This is a genomic window from Chitinimonas koreensis, assembly GCF_014353015.1.
Lineage (GTDB): Bacteria > Pseudomonadota > Gammaproteobacteria > Burkholderiales > Chitinimonadaceae > Chitinimonas > Chitinimonas koreensis.
In genome coordinates this window covers 2,622,008-2,640,556 of record NZ_CP060704.1, presented here as the reverse complement: position 1 = coordinate 2,640,556, position 18,549 = coordinate 2,622,008, and the positions used below count along the sequence as shown (strand labels likewise).

8 protein-coding genes are annotated in these 18,549 nt (G+C 73.0%); 7 read left to right on the top strand and 1 reads right to left on the bottom strand.

All coding sequences use genetic code 11. The features are described from left to right. Positions 1–14 precede the first annotated feature (14 nt). Positions 15–1,361, bottom strand: coding sequence for a lipase family protein (locus H9L41_RS11220; protein WP_028445989.1), 1,347 nt, complete (start codon positions 1,359–1,361; stop codon positions 15–17). 470 nt (positions 1,362–1,831) lie between these two features. On the opposite strand from H9L41_RS11220, the gene H9L41_RS11215 reads away from it, so the two are divergent. The 7 genes from H9L41_RS11215 to H9L41_RS11190 all read left to right on the top strand — a co-directional run bounded on the left by H9L41_RS11215 (position 1,832) and on the right by H9L41_RS11190 (position 18,367). Further along, on the top strand, positions 1,832–2,473 hold the full coding sequence (locus H9L41_RS11215; RefSeq protein ID WP_157461951.1) for a hypothetical protein: 642 nt from the start codon (positions 1,832–1,834) through the stop codon (positions 2,471–2,473). 10 nt (positions 2,474–2,483) lie between these two features. Next, positions 2,484–3,179: a hypothetical protein gene (locus tag H9L41_RS11210; protein ID WP_051318958.1), complete on the top strand. Its 696-nt coding sequence runs from the start codon at positions 2,484–2,486 to the stop codon at positions 3,177–3,179. Next, complete coding sequence (locus H9L41_RS11205) at positions 3,176–3,904, top strand: hypothetical protein (RefSeq protein ID WP_051318957.1); 729 nt, start codon at positions 3,176–3,178, stop codon at positions 3,902–3,904. Before H9L41_RS11210 ends, H9L41_RS11205 begins: the two co-directional genes overlap by 4 nt. A 227-nt stretch (positions 3,905–4,131) precedes the next feature. Beyond that, positions 4,132–7,017 (top strand): lipase family protein, encoded by a 2,886-nt coding sequence (locus tag H9L41_RS11200; protein WP_051318956.1) that lies wholly within the window; start codon positions 4,132–4,134, stop codon positions 7,015–7,017. 123 nt (positions 7,018–7,140) lie between these two features. Next, on the top strand, positions 7,141–11,229 hold the full coding sequence (locus tag H9L41_RS25730; RefSeq protein ID WP_308419646.1) for a hypothetical protein: 4,089 nt from the start codon (positions 7,141–7,143) through the stop codon (positions 11,227–11,229). 1,883 nt (positions 11,230–13,112) lie between these two features. Continuing rightward, entirely contained in the window at positions 13,113–16,823 is a 3,711-nt protein-coding gene (locus H9L41_RS25725; protein WP_308419662.1) for a DUF6603 domain-containing protein, read from the top strand. Further along, the gene (locus tag H9L41_RS11190) at positions 16,820–18,367 is read left to right on the top strand and encodes a hypothetical protein (RefSeq protein WP_028445986.1); all 1,548 of its coding nucleotides are present in this window, start codon (positions 16,820–16,822) and stop codon (positions 18,365–18,367) included. Before H9L41_RS25725 ends, H9L41_RS11190 begins: the two co-directional genes overlap by 4 nt. Positions 18,368–18,549 lie beyond the last annotated feature (182 nt).

The following is an 18,549-nucleotide window of genomic DNA, read 5'->3' as shown; positions in this document are numbered from 1 at the left end:
CCGCGAGTGCGCCGCTATTCCTTTTTCATCACCGGATAAGGCTTGTAGGCCGTCGCCGTGTACTGGGCGAGCGAGTCCGCATACTGCGCCCACATCAGCTGGAAGTAGTTGGGCGGGAAATGCTGCCAGGCCAGCTGGGCATCCGAGCCCTTGGGGTCGTAGCCGGCCCAGCGGCCGCCCATGCCGTCGAGGAAGGCCTGCATGGCGGCCGGCGAGGGCAGCGCGCCGACCAGTTCCTGCTGGCCGATGGCCGGCCGCTGGTAGCTGGTCGGCACCAGGTGGCCGATGGTGGCGATCAGGTCGGACAGGATGCCCGGCAGCTGCGGACCGGCGCCGCCGCCGTCGGGCCATTGCGAGGCGCTCCACAGGTTCTGCCGCGCCCAGACCAGGCCGCGCTCGGTCTGGTCCTTGCCTTTGACCGCCTGCACCGTGATGTAGGCATAGGGCACCAGGTCCAGGCTGCAGTACCAGAAGCCGCCGTTGGGGCATCCCGACTGGTAGGTGTCGACGAAATCCTGGTCGCCCGGCGTCGGCGGCGCGAACACCTGCGGGATCACCGGCACCCGGCCGCCGAGCTGCCAGGCCAGGTAGGCCGCCATCACCTGGGCCTGGCAGGCGCCCAGGCTGTGGCCGGTCACCACCACCGGGGTGTCCGGGTATTGCTCGAGCAGGCTGTTGAGCGCGTCGATCAGCGCAACCGCCTCGCCGCTCGCCTGGTCGGGCGGCAGCCCGTCGTTGAGCGGTGCGGTCGAGTTGGCGATCTTGACGAAGCCCAGCATCGAGCCGTGGGCGATGTTGCCGTTCTGGCCGGAGACGTCGCTGGTGTTGGGCGTCGGCACCGACAGCTTGCCGTCGACCAGATGGTCGTAACCACCCGACAGCAGCTTGGGCCACGACCACAGCGTGAAGGCGCGCAGGTCCTGGCCGATCTGCTGCCACAGCGCCTTGCCGGCCACGCTGGTATCGGTGCCGCGGATGCCGACCACGAAGCAGTAGGGCGCGCCGTCGGCGTAGCTGAGATTGCCCTGGGCGCGGAACGAGGCCAGGTAGACCAGGTTGCTGTTGTCGCCGTCGCCGTTCTGGCCGTTGGCAGGACCCCAGTCGAGGCTCCAGGCGCCGCCCAGCGCCGCGGGCGAATCGATGCCGGCCTGGCCCGGTGCCGGCAGCGGCGGGGTGTAGGGCTGCTGGGTGGCGGGGTCGATCTGCGTCAACGCGGTGTAGAGCCCCATCGGGATCTCGTTCCAGTCGCCCTCGGCGGTATAGGCCTGCGCGGCCAGCGCGAGCCAGGCCATGCCGTAGTACTGCGACTGCAGCGCAGCCAGCATCTGGGCTGGCGTCGGAGTGGTGTTGGCGGTGCTCATCTTGGCGATTCCTCCTGGGGTGGCCGCCTGCGCCTGCGGGACGGGATGTGCCGGGCGGGCGGTGCCGGGTGTCTTTATAGGCCGGCCGCCGCAGTGGCCCCGGCCGGGCAGGTGACATGCCGCGCGGCGCCGTGACTCCGCGCTCCGGCACCGGATCCGGCCGGTCAAGCATAGGCAGATCGTGTTACCTGCCCGCCCGGCAGAAATGACGGGGAAGGTTGAATTGACCCGGGCATGCTCCTATAACTGTCCTCGCCGCCGTTCAACAGGGGTGTCTAGAAACCCTGCAAGGGGAGGTTTGCCGGCCTCCCTCGATTGCTGCCCTTCCCCCAAAGAGGCATGAACGCGCAGTTCAATCCAGTTTCCGCGTGACCGTCAGCCGGTTCGTCCCTTTGCGGGGCGCGCCCGGGAGCGGCTGCGCGCCGCAACGGGCTTCGGCCCGATCCATCGAGACGCAGGAGGAGGTAGGAATGGCAACGTTGACGGATATCGAGGCACAGATTCTCGAGGCTCGCCTCAAGGTTTATGGGCACACCCTGCAGGACCTGGAAGGCAAGGACTACCACACAGGCCAGCAGGTGAAGAGCGAGGCCGGCCGCGCGCTGTGCTTCGGCCACCCGGACGGCGGCGTCGACATCGCCGGCACCGTGCGCGAGGTCAAGGACATCGCCGACATGAAGCGGCTGGGCGGCGTGCCCGACTACCACTACACCGACGAGAAGCTCAGCGACAGCCACATCGACTACCCGCCGCCGCCGCCCAAGTCCGCCCTGGCGGCGTGCGAGACGCATGCCGGCGACGTCTGCCGCCTGCAGGACGCGCTCGACCCCGAGACGCTGGGCAACGTCGCCCGCGCCGCGCGCGCCTACCTGACCGGCAACTCGGCCAAGGTGAAGGACTGGGAGCCGGTCATCAACGCCATGCAGTTCCCGGTGTCGGGCACCGTGATCAACGCCGGCGACGTGGTGGTGTCGCCCGGCAACCCGCTGCGCATCGACGGCCCCGGCCCGGTCGCCTACAACGCCAAGTCGATCACGGTGGAGCCGGGCGGCCAGATCCTGGTCAGCACCGAGGTCACCTTCAACGTCGGCGTGTTCACCGTCCAACCCTGAGGAGCGCACCATGACTGACCTCGTGATCGGCACGGTCTCGGCCAACGGCCCGAACGGCGGTCCGGGCGCCTCCAGCACGCCCGGCGCGGCCGGCGGCGCGGGCACCTCGGGCACCGACGGCAACAAGACCTGCAGCAAGAACGGCAGCGGCGGCGGCATCGGTGGCAACGGCACCTCGGGCGGCAACGGCGGCGACGGCGGCAAGGGCTCGCCGGCCATCGGCATCACCTTCGTCTCGGCCACCATCAACGGCAACCTGACCATCCAGACCTCGGCCGGCGCCGGCGGCAACGGCGGCCCCGGCGCTGCGGGCGGCAATGGCGGCACCGGCGGCAACGGCGCCGGCGCCACCACCTATTGCAGCGCGACCGCCAGCGGCAACGGCGGCAATGGCGGCAACGGCGGCAACGGCGGCAACGGCGGCCCCGGCGGCGACGGCACCACGGTGACGGTCAAGTACCGCACCCTCAACGGCAACATCATCTGGGGCAGCGGCCAGCAGCCGACCGGCGCCCCGGGCGGCGCCGGCGGCAGCGCGGGCGTCGGCGGCCAGCCCGGCGGCGGCGGCACCGGCGGCTCCAGCAACGGCAACCCCGGCAGCGGCGGCCAGCCCGGCGCGGCCGGCTCGCCGGGCCAGGCCGGCTCGGCCTGCCAGCTCAGCATCATCGTGATGAGCCCGGCCGCGCTGCAGCGGGAGGCGCTATGAGTGCCCCGACCCCGATCATCACCGTCACCGGCCCGGCCGGCATGAGCGGCCGGCCCGGCGGCGCCGGCGCCGCCGGCCTCAACGGCGAGGACGGCCCCAACGGCAGCTACAACAAGCTGAAGAAGGTCTGCTACCCCTCGGGCAACGGCACGCCGGGCCAGACCGGCGCCAACGGCGGCGCCGGCACCTCGGGCACCGTGGGCGCGACCGCGCCGGAGCTGGTGATGTACCTGGGCAGCCTGACCGGCACCCTGTCCATCCTCAGCGTCGGCGGCGACGGCGGCAACGGCGGCAACGGCGGTAGCGGCGGCGCCGGCGGCAACGGCGGCAGCGCCGGCCAGAACCCGCAGTCGTCCTGCCTCACCGGCGGCTGCACCCAGCCGGCCAACGGGGGCAGCGGCGCCAACGGCGGCAATGGCGGCAACGGCGGCAACGGTGCGGCCGGCGGCAGCGGCGGCGACATCACGATCTATTACGCCTCGGAAGGCATCGTGCAGTTCCTGGCGCCGTCGTCGATCGGCGGGGTGGGCGGATCGGGCGGCGCCGGCGGTGCCGGCGGCGCGGGCGGGGTGGGCGGCAGCAACGAGCAGGTGCCCAACCAGCAGACCGGCTCGGCATCGTCGGGCCTGCCCGGCATCGGCGGCACGCCGGGCAGCAACGGCGCGCCGGGCGGCAACGGCCGGATCACCATCTCGGCCAAGCCAGCCGCACTGCTGGCCTCCTGACCCTCGGGCGGAACCGGGCCCTGGCCCGGCGGGCCGCGATCACTCCAAGCACGGCGATCGCGCCCGTTCCGCCCGTCGCGGCCGGACGGACCGCCCATGCCGGCGCTCGGCGTGGGCCCGGTCCGTTCCGGCTCCGGCCGGCACGCCTGTCCGCCGCGTCTCCACGGCGCGGCGGCGGGCGGCCGCATGGGCAGGACGGGTGCGTTCCCGCCAGACGGGACGCAACGATGAGCATCTTTTCCTACAGCGCGCAGGATGCCGCCCTGATGGCCAGCCTGGCCGAACAGGCCGGCTCGGACCTCGACATCCTCAACCCGCCCGACGGCTGGAGCGTGGCGCTCACCTTCAGCGACCCGTTCATGGGCGGGCAGGGCTATATCGTGATCGGCACGCTGCCGTCCAACCAGGCCACCGTGGCGGTGGCCGCCATGGGCAGCACCTGGGACGGCTTCACCCAGGGCTTCGACGCGAGCGGCTTCGCACTGGCGCCGGTGGCCGGCAGCCTGCCCGCCGCCCAGGCCGGCCCGCTGGCCCGGCACACGCTCGACCTGCACCGCCAGCTGCAATCGCTGTCGCTGCCGCTGCCGACGCAGCAGCCCGAACACGCCAGCCGCCTGCTGGCGCTGCCGGCCCGGCTCAAGCACACCAGCGATGCGCTGGCCGCCACGCTCGACCAGTGGCTGCCGGCCAGCGGCCTCGAGGGCGAGGCGGCCAGCCAGGCGCGGCTCGCGGGCAACAGCCTGCTCGAACAGATCAAGCAGGTCGGCGGCGGCGCCGACCCGGCCGGCCTGCAGCACGCGGTGGCGCGCATGCGCGCCACCGTCGCCATGGCCGTCGCACCGATCGACGGCATGATCCAGGCCGGCTACCTGAACCAGTGGAGCTGGATCCAGCCCGACTTCGCCGCGGCGCTCAAGCGGGTCTCGCAGATGGGCGTGTTCGCCCAGCAGTTCCCGGTGGTGTTCGCCGGCATCACGGTGGGCGGCCCGCTGGCGCAGATCGCCGCCGCCTACTCGGCGCCGGGCACCTCGTGGGGCGGCCAGGACCAGTCGCCGGTCACCGACATCGCCTGCTACGCGCTGTCGTCGCCGGCCTTCGGCGACGCCGCCTTCGCCGCCAGCTTCAACGCCCGGCTGCCGACCGCCTACACGGTCAACGCCAGCAATATCGATTTCTTCCCCTCGGCCCCGGTCAGCTACGGGACCAAGCCGCTGGTGCAGACCGGCCAGCTGCAGACGCTGCAGGCCAGCATGCCGGCCTACGACTCGCCCTGGGCCGAACGCACCGCCCATTTCTACGGCCAGGCACTGGGCTTCGGCCAGTACGCGCGGCTGGCCTGCTGCCGCGGCTGCGAGGGGACCGACGGCCTGCGCGACTTCGCCGGCGCGCTGATGCAGGCGGTACCGCAGAGCTACTCGGCGCAGACCGCCGCGCCGCTTTCGATCCTGTGCTCGCTGACCTACCTGCGCTACCAGCACCCGGGCCAGACGCCGGTGCCGCCGGCGCCGTGGGTCTGGGTCGCCGACATCGCGGCGGACAGCGTCACCTGGGGCAGCGTGTTCGCCAACCCGACCAGCCACGACGTGGCGCTGGTGTTCCGCGGCACGGTGTCGGAACAGGAGCTGGTCGAGCGCATCGCCGACTGCCGCGCCTACCTGCCGACCTGGCTGCAGGGCGCGCCGTCCGACGCCGGCGTGGGCAACGGCATCGGCACGCTCTACGCCGCGCTGCGCGACAAGCTGGCGGCGGCGATCCAGGCCGGCCTGGCCCGCGCCGGCAGCGGCGGCAGGCTGCTGCTGGCCGGCCACGACGCCGGCGGCAACCTGGCCGGCCTGGCGATGCTGGACCTGATCATCAATCCGCGCGCCGGCCTGCCGGCGCCGGCCCAGGCCTATTCGATCGGCGCGCCGCCATTCGCGCTGATCAGCTTCACCAAGTACTACGCCACCAAGGTGCCGGCCGACACGGTGTTCCAGGTCGCCCGCGTCAGCGACGTGGTGCCGCGCTTCGCGCTGAACCAGACCGTCTACACCGTCGGCGCGATGGTGCCGCTGACCGGCGGCGACACCGATCCGTACAACGGCAACAGCTACCACGCCATCAGCACCTATATCGCGCTGCTCAATCCCGGCCTCGCCGCGCCGCGCGTCGCCCGCACCACGCTGGCCGACCTGGCCCGGGTCGGCACGCTGCCGCCGGCCGGCCACGCGCTGTTCAGCCGCACGCTGGAGCAACGCAATATCACCCCGGCCCAAGTGGCGCCGGGCGTGCTCGACAGCGCCGCCAGCCCCGACGGCGTGCTGCGGCTGGCCTGGTCGCCGCGCGGCGGCATGACCAGCAGCCTGCCCATCGTCGGGCTGGACAGCCGCCGCATGGATGCCCGCTTCGCGGCCGAGGAGGTATGGGTGCGCGGCGGCCACAAGCTGCAACTGGAAGCGCCCGAAGGCCACACGCTGCAGGTGGCGCTGGGCCGGTTGCGGCTCGATCCGGGCGCGGTGGTCGAGGTCGCGGCCCAGTTGGTCTTGCACATCGGCGACCTGCAGGGCGGGCAGGCCGATGCGCCGCCGATCACCTTCGAAGTGATCGGCGCGCCGGGCAGCGACGGCCCCGCCGGCGGCAACGGCTATCCCGGCGCGCCGGGTGCGCCCGGCATACCCGGCGGCAACGGGGGGAACGGCGGCAATGGCGGCTCCGGCAGCGTGGGCATGCCGGCGTTCGATGCCAAGATCATGGTCGGCCGCCTGGACGGCGTGATCCACGTCGTCGCGCGCGGCGGGACCGGCGGCCGGGGAGGCGCTGGCGGGGCGGGCGGCAACGGCGGCAACAGCGCCGGCGGCTCGCCCGGCGGCAATGGCGGCAGCGGCGGTGGCGGCGGCCCGGGCGGCAACGGCGGCGTCGGCTCCAGCGTGCTGATCACCTACACCGAGCTCGGCCCAGGCGGCCGCGTCGAAGCCGACACCGCGCCGGCCTCGGGCGGCGCAGGCGGCTCCGGCGGCCGCGGCGGCGTTCCCGGTGCCGGCACGCCCGACGGCAGTCCCGGCCCCAATGGCCCGAGCGGCCCCTACGGCGCCTTCGGCCGGGCCAGCATCGTGATCGTCCGCCAGCAGGCCTGACCCTTCGCCCCGCGACGCGGCGCCTGCCGTGTCCCGGGGCCCGAATTCCACGTGGACGGCCCCTTGGCCGCCGGCATCCAGGCCGGCCGCCGCCCGCCGCCCCAAGGCACAGGAGTCCGCAGCATGAGCCACGCCTACCGAGCCGAGCAGTTGCGCAGTTCGGCCACTCCCATCCTGGTCAACGGCGCCCGCCTCGATCCGACCGTGCTGGCGCTGGGCCAGGCGGTCGGCTTGCTGGCGCCGGCCGGCGGCGGCCAGGTCTACCAGCTGGTGGCCGACTGGTTCGCCGACCCGGTCGGCAACATCGGCAACGCCTTCAAGACCAACGGCCCGCTGCTGGCCGACCTGCTGGTGCAGCTGCTGGGCCAGGTCGGCGGCCACGCGCTCGGCATCCCGGTGAAGAATCCCGGCAGCCTCGGCCAGTGGCTGCCGATCAACAATCCGGCCACCGGCAAGCCGACCGGGCTCTACCTGGTCAGCGACCCCGATCCGGGCGAGGACGGCCAGCCGGGCGACCAGCAGTTCGGCCTCGGCGTGATGTACCGCAGCACCTTCGCCGCCGGCACGGTGGCGAGCGGGCCGAGCGGCATCGACGTCGCGCTGTGGGGCCTGATGCCGCTGATCAAGGTGGGGCAGGGCTCGCTCTCGCTGACGCTGGGCCAGGCCGGCTACCCGATGCAGGTCGGCATCGCGGTGGCGGCCGCCGACGGCGGCAAGATCGTCGACCAGGACGGCCTGTCGTTCACCGGCGGCAAGATCACCGGCAGCCTCGACGTGGCGGCGCCCTCGGTCGACATCTCGGTGCTGGTGCAGCAGCTGATGCTGCCGACCGCCGCCGCGCCGCGCGACTACACGCTGGCCGACCTGGCCGCGATCAGCACCATCGACCTGATCAGCACCATCGCCACGCTCGGCGTGATCGCGCTGACAGACCTGGTCGGCGACCTGCCCCAGGCGCAATACCTGCTGCCGATGCTGGGCCTGTCGCCCAGGGTGCCGGGCAGCCAGACCCCGCTGCCGCTGCTGCGCTGGGACACGGTGGTGGCCCAGGCGGTGAACGGCGGCAACCCGGCCGAGCCGTTCATGGCCTGGTTCGCCGCGCTGTTCTCCGATCCGGCGCTCAGCCGCGAGTGGCTCGGCTGCGTGGCCGGCCTGACCGGCGGCGAGCCGGCCGCGGTGAGCGGCGAGGGCACGCGCGCCGCGCCGTTCAGCCTGCCGCTGCTGACGGTCGAGAACATCGGCAGCCTGGCCTTCACCGCCGCCACCACGGTCGACGCGGCCGGCCAGCGCACGCTGTTCCCGGGCCTGGCGGTGAAGGCGGTGCCGGCCCCGCTCGGCGGCGCGGCGCAGCTCAATTTCGGCGGCGCGCTCGAGCTCGGCGCCTTCGTGCTGTCGGCCACCGCGCCGGCGGTCAAGCCGCAGATCCGCTTCGAGGCCGGCCTGAGCCTGAACGGCCCGACCGCCGACGCGCCGCTGTTCTCCGGCAGCGTGGGCGGCAAGGACTATGTGTTCGGCGCGCTGGCGGCCGGCCTCGGCATCGAGGTCTGGCCCGACGAATCGAGCGGCACGACCACGCTGGTGCCCTCGATCGTGCCGCGCTTCCAGCTGCAGGGCGTGACCACGCCCAACGGCAGCTTCGACAGCATCGACCTGCTGCAGCCGGGCAAGCTGGTCGACCAGCTGATCAGCGAGGTCTACCCGCTGATCGAAGGCGCCTTCACCGAGCTGTTCGGCAGCACCGCCGCGAGCTTCGGCGGCTTCGCCGCGGCCCTGGTCGGGGTGGTGCCGCCGGCCAGCGCGCCGTCGTGGCCCACCGAGCTGGCGCCGCCTTTCAGCGCCCAGCGCATCGCCCAGTCCTATGCCGACCCGGTCGGCGCGCTCGGCGGCTATTACGCCAAGCTCTTGTTCGGCGGCGTCGAGGTCGACGGTAAGCCGGCCTTCCAGTACATCGTGCAGACCTTCGCCAACCTCCTGGCCCAGTCGGGCGAGGCCGCGGTGCGCGGCGCCGGCACGCCCGACGACCCGTGGCTGGCGCCGCTGTCGAGCACGCCGGTGTCGCTGCTGTGCTACGTGGTGCCCGGCGAAAGCAATGCGGGCACGCTGATGCTGGGCCTGGCGCTGACGCCGCCGCTGTCCATCACCGGCGGCCCCGAGGTGGTACTGCTGGCCAAGCTCGAACTGCTGGCGCTGCAGATCGCCGCCGGCGGCACGGCGCTGGCCGGCGCCCAGGTGCTGCCCTCGCTCGGCTGCGCCTTCTCGCTGCCCGACGGCTACACCACGCCCGAGGTGGCCGGCGCCCAGCTCAAGGTCGAAAGCAGCGGCTTCTCCACGCGCTGGGCGCGCGCCGGCGGCTGGACCTGGGACATGCACGTCGGCCAGCCGGCGGTGGTGGTCGACGGCAACGAGATGAAGGTGGGCAGCGACATGCTGTTCACCGACGCGAGCGCGCTCGAAGACCTGGTGACCCAGGCCGCCGCGACCTTCGCGCCGCTGCTCACCCGCCTGCTCGGCGTCGCCGCCTACCGCAGCGGTACCCGGGCCGGCCTGGCGCTGACCGGCGTACTGGGCCTGTTGCCACAGCTGGCCGGCCAGATGCCGGCCGGGCTGAGCTGGCCGGCCGGCATGCCGCTGCTGACGCCGGCCAACTTCAACGATCCGCTCGGCGACATCAAGGCCCAGCTGGCCGCGGTGTTCGCCTCCGACGCCAATGCGCGCGCCGCGCTGGGCCTGATCGGCTGGGCGACCTCGAGCGCGGCCGAGGCGCCGGCCATCGCCGGCGCCGGCCTGTTCGCCGACCCGTACCGGGTGCCGATCGGCCTGCCGCTGCCGTTCGACCTCGGCGTCTGGATCGACCCGGTGGCCCAGACCGTCGGCCTCGGCGTGGCGCGCGGCATCGTCACCACCGTCGGCTCGACCCAGTGCAGCGTGGCGCTGGCCGGCAACCTGGTCGAATACGCGCTCGGCAGCACGGCGGCGCCGAGCCGGCCGCTGCTGCCCGGCGGCGTGCTGTCGGCCACCTTCACCGGCACCGACGGCGGCAAGCTGATCGACGATCCGTCCGGCGTCGGCAGCCTGGGCAGCCTGACCGTCGGCTGCGCGCTCGGCTGGCAGCAGGGCGGCCTGGTGCTGCAGCCGGTGTTCACCCTGGTCGATGCCCAGCTCACCGGCTTCCTGCCGTCGAGCGTGCTCAACCTGCCGGCCACCAGCGCGCCGCCGGCCGATCTCGACGCCTTCGGCGGCCAGCTCAACGTGGCGATCGGCGCGGTGCTGGAGCTGTTCGGCAGCAATCCGACCTTCCGCACCGTGCTGGGCCTCTTGGCCCGGCTGGGCCTGGTGCAGGTCGATACCGCCAGCGGCAAGGTCAGCGGCATCAACACCGGCGGATTCAACGCGCTGATCTCCAGTCCCTACGACTTCCTGCGCCAGGGCCTGCTGCGGCTGCTGGCCAACGACGAGCCGCCGCCGGCCGCGCTGTTCGCCTCCGAAGCGCTGCCGCTGGACCGGCTGGCCGCCGCCACGCCGCAGGCCCGGCTCGACGAGCTGGCCGCCGCGCTGGGACTGACCGACGGCCAGTCGCCGCAGCAGCAGCTGTTCGGCCTGCTGTGGCAACTGCTCGGCGTCACCCCACCGCCGGCACCGGCCAGCCTGCTGGCGCTCGGCAACGCGCTGGGCCTGCTCACCGACGCCGACAGCGGCTACGCGCCGGTCCCGGCCGCCTGGCTCAAGCTGCTGGCCCACCCGGCCCAGCAACTGCCGCAGCTGTTCGCCACGCTGTGGAACGACAAGCTGGCGCTGGCCGCGCTGCTGAGCCAGTGGCAGACCAATCTCGACGGCCTGGCCTGGGGCCGTTCGTGCTCACGGTCAAGAACGGCAACCAGCTCAGCGTCGGCGTGCCCGACAGCGCGCCGGTGCTGGTCGGCGGCATCCTGGCGCTATCGGGCGCCGCCAGCTTCAACCTGCAGACCGGCGCGCTCGAGCTGGCCAGCGGTGCCCTGGTGGCGCCGGTCGGCATCGGCGTCGCCACCACGCTTGGCTATGCGCTCGGCAGCGGCGCCGGCGCGCCGACCTTCAAGGCCTTCGCCACCTTCGGCGGCCGCGGCCTGCCGGCGCCGCTGCCGCTGCAGTTCCTGCCGTTCGACGCCGCCACCTTCGTGCCGCAGCTGTCCAAGGTGGCGCCGGCCTATGCGCTCGGCACCTTCGTCACCGGCGTGATCGAGCCGCTGCTGCTCAATCCCTACCCCTTGGCGCAGGCGATCTTCACCGCGCTGGGCCTGGCCTGGCAGGACGAGCAGAGCAAGACCTGGTACCTGAAGTCGCCGCTGGGCCTGTTCGAGCAGCCCTTGCGCTGGCTGCTCAACGACGCGGTGGTCGGCCTCGACGGCCGGCTCAACATCGCCCAGTTGGCCAAGGTGCTGGCGCTGATCCCGGCCGCGGGGCCGCAGGACGGCGTCCACGTCGCCAAGGTGGACGGCGGCGTGCGGGTGGCCGGGCTGCCCTACAACGTGGCGGTCGATTTCACCGCCGACGTCGACACCCAGCGCTTCATCGTCGCGCCGCAGCTGACGGCGGCGCTCGAGCTCGGCATCGACCAGGCCAGCATCGACGCGCTGAAGTTCGAACTGTCGCTCGACCCCTCGTTCCAGCCCGGCTTCACCGCCAAGGTGACGCTGTCGGGCCAGGTCGGCAGCAGCAAGCTGGCCATCGCCACCGGCTACGACGCCGGCTTCCTGCTGGCGCTCGGCAGCGGCGAGGCGCAGCCGGCCTTCGTCATCCTGCCGTTCCCGGGCTGGCAGACGCTGGTCAGGCAGGCGCTGCAGAAGGCGGTGCCGCTGCTGGCGCAGGAATTGACCAATGCGCTGCTCGAAGGCTTGGCCCAGACCGGCGCCGCCGATTTCGCCCAGCGCCTGCGCACCGCCGGCAACCTGCTGCAGGTGGCCAACCTGGTGCAGGCGCTGGCCAATGTCGAAGACCCGACCCAGGTGCCGAACGTCGCGCTGACCTGGCTCGGCGGCCGGCTGGCCAGCAGCCAGGCCGCGGAGACCATCGGCGCGGTGGTGGCGCTGCTGACGGGCCTGGTGGCCGGCGTGGCGCAGCAGGGCAGCCTGTTGGCCTACCAGCCGTCGAGCCGGTTGCCGGTCACGCTGCTGGCCGGGCTCGACACCTCGGTCTCGCCGGGCCGGCTCGGCCTGTGGGTCGAGCTGACGCCGCCGGCCATCCCCCTGGTCAAGCTCAACCTCGGCCGCAGCGGCTTCGGCCTGGCCTTCAACGCCGACGGCACGCCGGCCGGCGGCGCGCCGCTGTTCCAGCTGCAGGCCAGCGTATGCGCGCCGATCGAGGGCAGCCAGGGGCCGGCGCTGAACATCGGCTTCGACAGCGGCACGCTGCGCTTCACGCTCGGCATCGACCCGCTCGGCGGCAGCGCCACGCCCAGCCCGCTGTACCGCGAGCTGCTGCCCAAGCCGTTCGGCCTCGACGACGGCGGCGCGATCGGCGAAGCCGCCACCCAGTGGGCGCTGGCCATCCTGGTCAACGTGGTGCCGCGCTACGTCTCGCTGGTGGTGCTCAATACGCCGGCGGTGGCCAAGTGGCTCGACGCCCAGCTGTTCACCGCCAGCCGCAACCCGACCGTCGGCCAGATCCTGGTCGCCAGCCAGCTCTTGGTGCTCGAGCAGAACAAATACCTGCTCAACAGCTTCGACGCGCTGCGCCAGCTGACGGTGCAGCAGTTCCTGGCCGGCCTGCTGCGCACGCTCTTGTCGACCCAGATCAAGGTGCTGACGCTGAACCAGACCGGTGGCCTGTGGATCGGTCCGCAACCGGGCACCGAGGGCAATTTCGGCCTGGTGCTGCAGCTGCCCGACCTGGTGCTGAAGTCGAGCGTGCCGACCTTCAAGCTGCAGATCGGCGCGACCGACTCGGCCTGGATCGGCAAGACCGGCCTCAACGCCGAGCAGTTGCAGCCCGGCATCGGCGTGTTCGTGCCGATCGACGCCACCACGCCGCATTTCGACCGGCTGCGGCTGCTGCTGGTCAACGTCGGCGTCGAGTTCGCCGGCAGCGACGCCAACCCGCTGGTCAACCTGGCGCGCTTCAAGATGAAGTCGGTGGCGCCGCGCGGCCTGGTCACCTTCGATTTCGGCCAGTCCGACATCGTCACCAACTACGGCGGCGCGATCAGCCTGGGCAGCATCGCGCCCTCGCTGGTGCCCAACGTCGGCGGCAGCAACGCCAACCCGGTGGCGCAGAACCTGCTGGGCAACGGCAGCGCCGAATCGACCGACAAGTCCAATCCGCCGGCCAACCCGACCTTCTCGGCCACCGCCGCCTACGGCCACCAGGCCAGCCCCTCGGCCGGCGGGCTGTGGGTGCAGCTGTACGACGGCCAGGGCCAGCCCTCGACCGAGGTGGTGGTGCCGGTGCAGCGCAGCTTCGGCCCGCTCTACGTCGATTCGATCGGCGCCGGCTGGCAGCAGGACCCCAAGCTGCTCGACATCCTGTTCAGCGGCTCGGTGGCGCTGGCCGGCCTCAAACTCGACGTGCTCGGCCTCGACGTCGGCGTGCCGGTGACCAATCCGACCGATTTCAACGCCTACCAGCTCGACCTGAAGGGGCTCAACGTCACCTTCGAGGGCGGCGGCGTCGACATCAGCGGCGGCCTCTTGAAGACCACCACGCCGATGCTGAGCTACACCGGCCAGCTGGTGGTGAAGGCGTCGAAATTCTCGCTGGTGGCGCTCGGCTCCTATGCCGAGCTGCCGACCGCCAACGGCACCGCGCCCTCGCTGTTCGCCTTCGTCAACCTCAACATCCCGCTCGGCGGACCGCCGCCGTTCTTCGTCGAGGGCCTGGCCTTCGGCTTCGGCTACAACCGCGACATCGCCATCCCGCCGGTCGGCCAGATCCAGCAGTTCCCGCTGGTGCAGGGCGCGCTCAGCAGCAGCACCTTCGGCGACGATCCGACGCCGGAAAGCGCGCTGGAAGTGCTGTCCCAAGTGGTGGCGCCGTCGCTGGGCCGCTACTGGGTGGCGGCCGGCCTGCGCTTCAGCACCTTCCAGCTGCTCGATACCTTCGCGCTGCTGTTCGTCAAGTTCGGCCGCACCTTCGAGATCGACCTGGTCGGCGTCACCGCCGCCTCGCTGCCGCCCAAGGTGCCGCGCTCGGCCGCCATCGCCTACATGGAGCTCGGCCTGGTGGTGGCCTTCAAACCGGTCGACGGGGTGGTCTACGCCGAGGCCCAGCTGACGCCGAATTCCTTCCTGTTCGCGCCGTCGTGCCGGCTCACCGGCGGCTTCGCCGCCTACCTGTGGTTCAACCCGCCGTACAGCGACGACGGCCCGCGGCCGGGCGACTTCGTCATCACGCTGGGCGGCTACAACCCGGTGTTCTCGCCGCCCAAGTGGTACCCGAACCCGCCGCGGCTCGGCTTCAACTGGCCGGTGATGAGCACGGTCAGCATCTCGGGCGGCTCGTACTTCGCGCTGACGCCGTCGGCGGTGATGGCCGGCGGCTACCTGCGGGTGCAGTTCCACGCCGGCCCCTTGCGCGCCTGGCTCAACGCCGGCGCCGACTTCATGATCGCCTGGCAGCCGTTCTGGTTCTCGGTCGACATCTACGTCGACGTCGGCGCGGCCTTCGAGACCACCATCCTCGGCATCTCGGTCACGCTGTCGATCGACCTGGGCGCCAAGCTGCACCTCGAAGGGCCGCCGGTGCACGGCTCGGCCTACGTCCACTGGTTCGTCATCTCCTTCACCATCCCGATCGGCGACAGCGGCAACAACGACCATGCCACGCTGAGCTGGGACGACTTCGCCCGGTCCTTCCTGCCGCCGCAGGATTCGCCGGAGATGAAGGGCAGCGGCGAAGGCAGCCTGCGCGCCGCGGCCGGCGCGGATGCGGACCCGCCGCCGCCGGTGCCGATCAAGGCGCAGGCCCAGGCCGGCCTCCTGACCACGCTCGACGACGGCACCTGGGTGCTGCAGAGCCTGCCGTTCGCGCTGGCGATCGAGACCGCGATCCCGGCGACCGCCTCGACCATGAGCGCCTGGCAGGGCGCCACGCTGCCGACCGGGCCCTATATGGGCGTGCAGCCATGCTCGCGGCTGCGGGTCGAGACGCCGTTCACCTTCAGCCTGCAGGACGCCGCCGGCAATCCGCTGAGCCTGCCGGTCGACGCCTTCGCGGTCGCCGCCAACATCGGCACCGCGCCGGCCGCGCTGTGGGGCAATAAGCCGTTCGACCCGGCCGCGCCGGTCCCCGCCGGCGCCCAGTTGCTCGACCGCACCATCAACGGCGTGACGGTGGCCGCGGTGGCCGACGTCGAGCTGAACGTGATCGGGCCGATCGACCTGGCGCGCGCCTTCAGCTTCGTGCTGCTGCCGCCCAACTGGCTGCCGTTCGGCAGCGGCCCGCGCTACACGCCGGCCGCGCCGATGGACCAGAGCGGCGCGCTGGCGCGGCTGATGGCCAGCGTGATGGCGCCCGGCGTGGTCGCCACGCGCGAAGCCATCCTGGCCGCGCTGCAGGCGCAGGGCGTGCCGGTGGTGGCCGAGCCCGACCTGTCGCAGATCGCGGCGCTCGGCTGGGCGATCTACCAGGCGCCGCCGACGCTGGCCAAGCTGACCGAGACGCTGGCGGCCGTGCCGGGCTGGAACCTGCCGGCGGCCGGGCCCGCGCCGCGGCTGGCCGCGGCCGCGGCACCGGCGCCGCTCGAAGCGCCGCGCCTGCTCGGCGGCCTGCGCCGCTACCGCATGCCGGCGGTGCCGGCCGCGGCGGTACCGGCCGCGGCGGTGCCGGCTGCCGCGGCCGTCGAGCCGGCGGCGCCGCGGGCGCTGGGTTCGGACGACTTCCAGATCCGGCGTAACGCGCTCGGCGGCCGCCGCTTCGACCCGCTGGCCTTCGAGCCGGCCGTGCCGCTGCAGTCGGGCGGTGCGGCGAGCGACATGGCGCGGACCTTCGCCGCCCGCGGCGGCCCGGCGCCGGCGCCCGGCGCCAGTCTCGGCGTGCAGTTGCACGAGGGCACGGTGGTGGCCTGCGCGGTCGATCCGCGCGGCAAGCTGGCGCTGTCGCGCGACGGGGTGCTGCCGCTCAAGGCGCTGTGCTTCGGCGACAACGACGCGCTGCTCGGCGAAGTGCTGCTGGACGAGGGCGCCGAGCACGGCGAGGCGCCGGCCGGCACCGCGACCGTGCTGGTGCAGGGCCTGGGACTGGGGCAGCACGCCGCGGTCGGCTGGCAGCTCGACGCTCCGCTGGTGCGCAGCGGCTTCGACACCTTCCTGGCCGACGGCTGCCGACTGCATCCGCAGGCGGCGCCGCGCTACGACCTGGCACGCCGGCTCAAGCCGCGGCTGACCGAGCTGACGGTGGCCGACCTGGCGCTGCACAACCGCGTCCGCACGGTGGGCGGCGGCATCGAGCCGGGCTGGCTCGACACCGTGCTGCCTGCCGGCATGCGGCAGGTGGCGGTGCAGGTGGAGGGCGCCGACCCGGCCGACGCGGCGCAGGCGGTGCTGTCGATCGGCGCGGAGATCGCGCCCAAGCCGGCCCAGACCCGCGCGGTCGCCGGCGGCGCGCTGCTGATCTACGCGCTGCCCGACGGCGCCGGCGCCACCGCGGTGCGCACGCTCGACCGCGCCGGCCTGCAGGTGGCCGCGGTGCTGGGCCTGGCCGAACCGCTGACGCGCAACGGCCCGGCCAGCATCGAGCTGGCCGCCTACGGCGTCCGCCTGGGCAGCCGCGGCGCACCGGCCAGCAACATCCACATCCACGCGGCGCCGCTGGCCGCAACCGAGGAAGCCCTGTCATGAGCGACGACATTCCCGTCCATACCGGCGGCGACCTGCTGTCGGGCCAGATCGAATTCATCCAGAGCTGCTCGCCGCCGCTGGTGGCCGGCCATTACCAGCTGGCCTGGAGCCAGCAGGTGAACAACGTCACCGCCGGCACGCCGCCGGTCTATGCCGGCAGCCAGAAGCTGGTGGTCAGCGGCCCGCGCTTCACCCTGCCGGCCGACAGCGTGCAGTCGGTCTATCCGCCGGCCGCGCAGAGCGGCAACTATGCCGACGTGATGCCGCACGTCGTGCTCAACCGCGCCACGCTGCCGTGGGAGAGGCCGCTGCCCGGCGGCGCGCCGTGGCTGGGCCTGTTGCTGCTGACCGAGGCCGAGCTGGCCGGCGCCACGGTCGAGACGATCACGGTGAGCCAGCTGCTGGCGCCGCCGAGCGGCACCCAGGGCCCGGCGATCGCCGTGGCCGACCTGCTGCCCGGCGAGGCCGACAGCCAGTGCAACGCGATCGACCTGGCCGCCGCGCTGTTCGCCAACCTGGCGCCGACGCTGGCCGAGGTGCCGCTGCTGTGCCACGCCCGCCGCGTCAATACCGCCGACAAGGAGGAGCTCGGCATCAATGCCGACGGCACCTTCTCGGTGGTGATCGGCAACCGGCTGGTGCCGGCCAAGCTCGACACCGACACGCGCTACAGCGCGCTGCTGGTCTCGCTCGAAGGCTGGTCGGCCATGCTGCCCGGCTACGGCGGCGACGGCAGCACGCCGAGCGGCAATACCGGCGCGGCGGCCAAGGTGCGGCTGTGCGTGCTGGCCAGCTGGGGCTTCCGCGCCAGCGCCGGCGCCGGCAGCTTCAGCGGGCTGATGAAGAACCTGGCGCGGCCGGGCGGCATCGGCCTGCTGCAGTACCCGCACGGCAGCGCGGTCGGCAACGATGCGGCGCAGACCGCGCTCGACATCGGCTTCGTGCCGCTGACCAACAACACCCGCGCCGGCGAGGAGACCACCTCCTGGTACCGCGGCCCGCTGTCGCCGGTGCCGACCAACCCGGCCGCGGTGGCGCCGGCCCAGTTCAGCGACACGCTGACGCGCTACGACCCCGACACCGGCCTGTTCGACCAGAGCTATGCGACCGCCTGGCAGATCGGCCGCCTGCTCGGCCTGGCCGACTCGGCCTTCGCCCGCGCGATGTTCGATTGGCGCCGCGGCCTGCTGCAGAGCATGGTCCGCATCCAGCAGCAGGGCGCCCGGCTGGCGCGGCTGCCGGACGACCCGGCGCTGGCGCGGCTGGCCGCGCCGCGCCACCCGGACGTGGCACCGGCGCTGCAGAGCCAGGCCGCGCTGTTCGACGCCGCGCGCACCCACCTGCTCGACGCCGAGCAGCAGCCGGTGCTGCCCAAGGTGGTGCCGCACTCGCGCCGCGCCGACCCGCTGCTGTCGCGCCAGCTGGCGCCGCGCGCGCAGCTGCGCAGCGCGAACGGCGGCGCGGACTCGGGCGACCCGCTGCTCGACCTGCTCGACGGCGTGCTGGGCGGCTACGGCGCCGCGCCGGCGGACGAAGCGGGGTAGGGCGCGATCCGACGTCGTAGGGCGGGCTTGATGCCGACCTACGACGGCAACCCACCGGTTTTCGTAGGAGCGGCTTCAGCCGCGAAGGGTGGAGATTCGGGCACGGCGATCCGTACCCGCCACCGCCGTGCAGCGATCGCACAAATTTGATAGCGAATTCCGGGGCGGCCACGCCCCACTGG

Excerpts from the sequence above, each read along its gene's own strand:
- H9L41_RS11200 (WP_051318956.1), top strand. The coding sequence starts at position 4,132 with ATGAGCATCTTTTCCTACAGCGCGCAGGATGCCGCCCTGATGGCCAGC.
- H9L41_RS11220 (WP_028445989.1), bottom strand. The coding sequence starts at position 1,361 with ATGAGCACCGCCAACACCACTCCGACGCCAGCCCAGATGCTGGCTGCG.
- H9L41_RS25725 (WP_308419662.1), top strand. The coding sequence starts at position 13,113 with ATGAAGTCGGTGGCGCCGCGCGGCCTGGTCACCTTCGATTTCGGCCAG.
- H9L41_RS11190 (WP_028445986.1), top strand. The coding sequence starts at position 16,820 with ATGAGCGACGACATTCCCGTCCATACCGGCGGCGACCTGCTGTCGGGC.
- H9L41_RS25730 (WP_308419646.1), top strand. The coding sequence starts at position 7,141 with ATGAGCCACGCCTACCGAGCCGAGCAGTTGCGCAGTTCGGCCACTCCC.
- H9L41_RS11210 (WP_051318958.1), top strand. The coding sequence starts at position 2,484 with ATGACTGACCTCGTGATCGGCACGGTCTCGGCCAACGGCCCGAACGGC.
- H9L41_RS11205 (WP_051318957.1), top strand. The coding sequence starts at position 3,176 with ATGAGTGCCCCGACCCCGATCATCACCGTCACCGGCCCGGCCGGCATG.
- H9L41_RS11215 (WP_157461951.1), top strand. The coding sequence starts at position 1,832 with ATGGCAACGTTGACGGATATCGAGGCACAGATTCTCGAGGCTCGCCTC.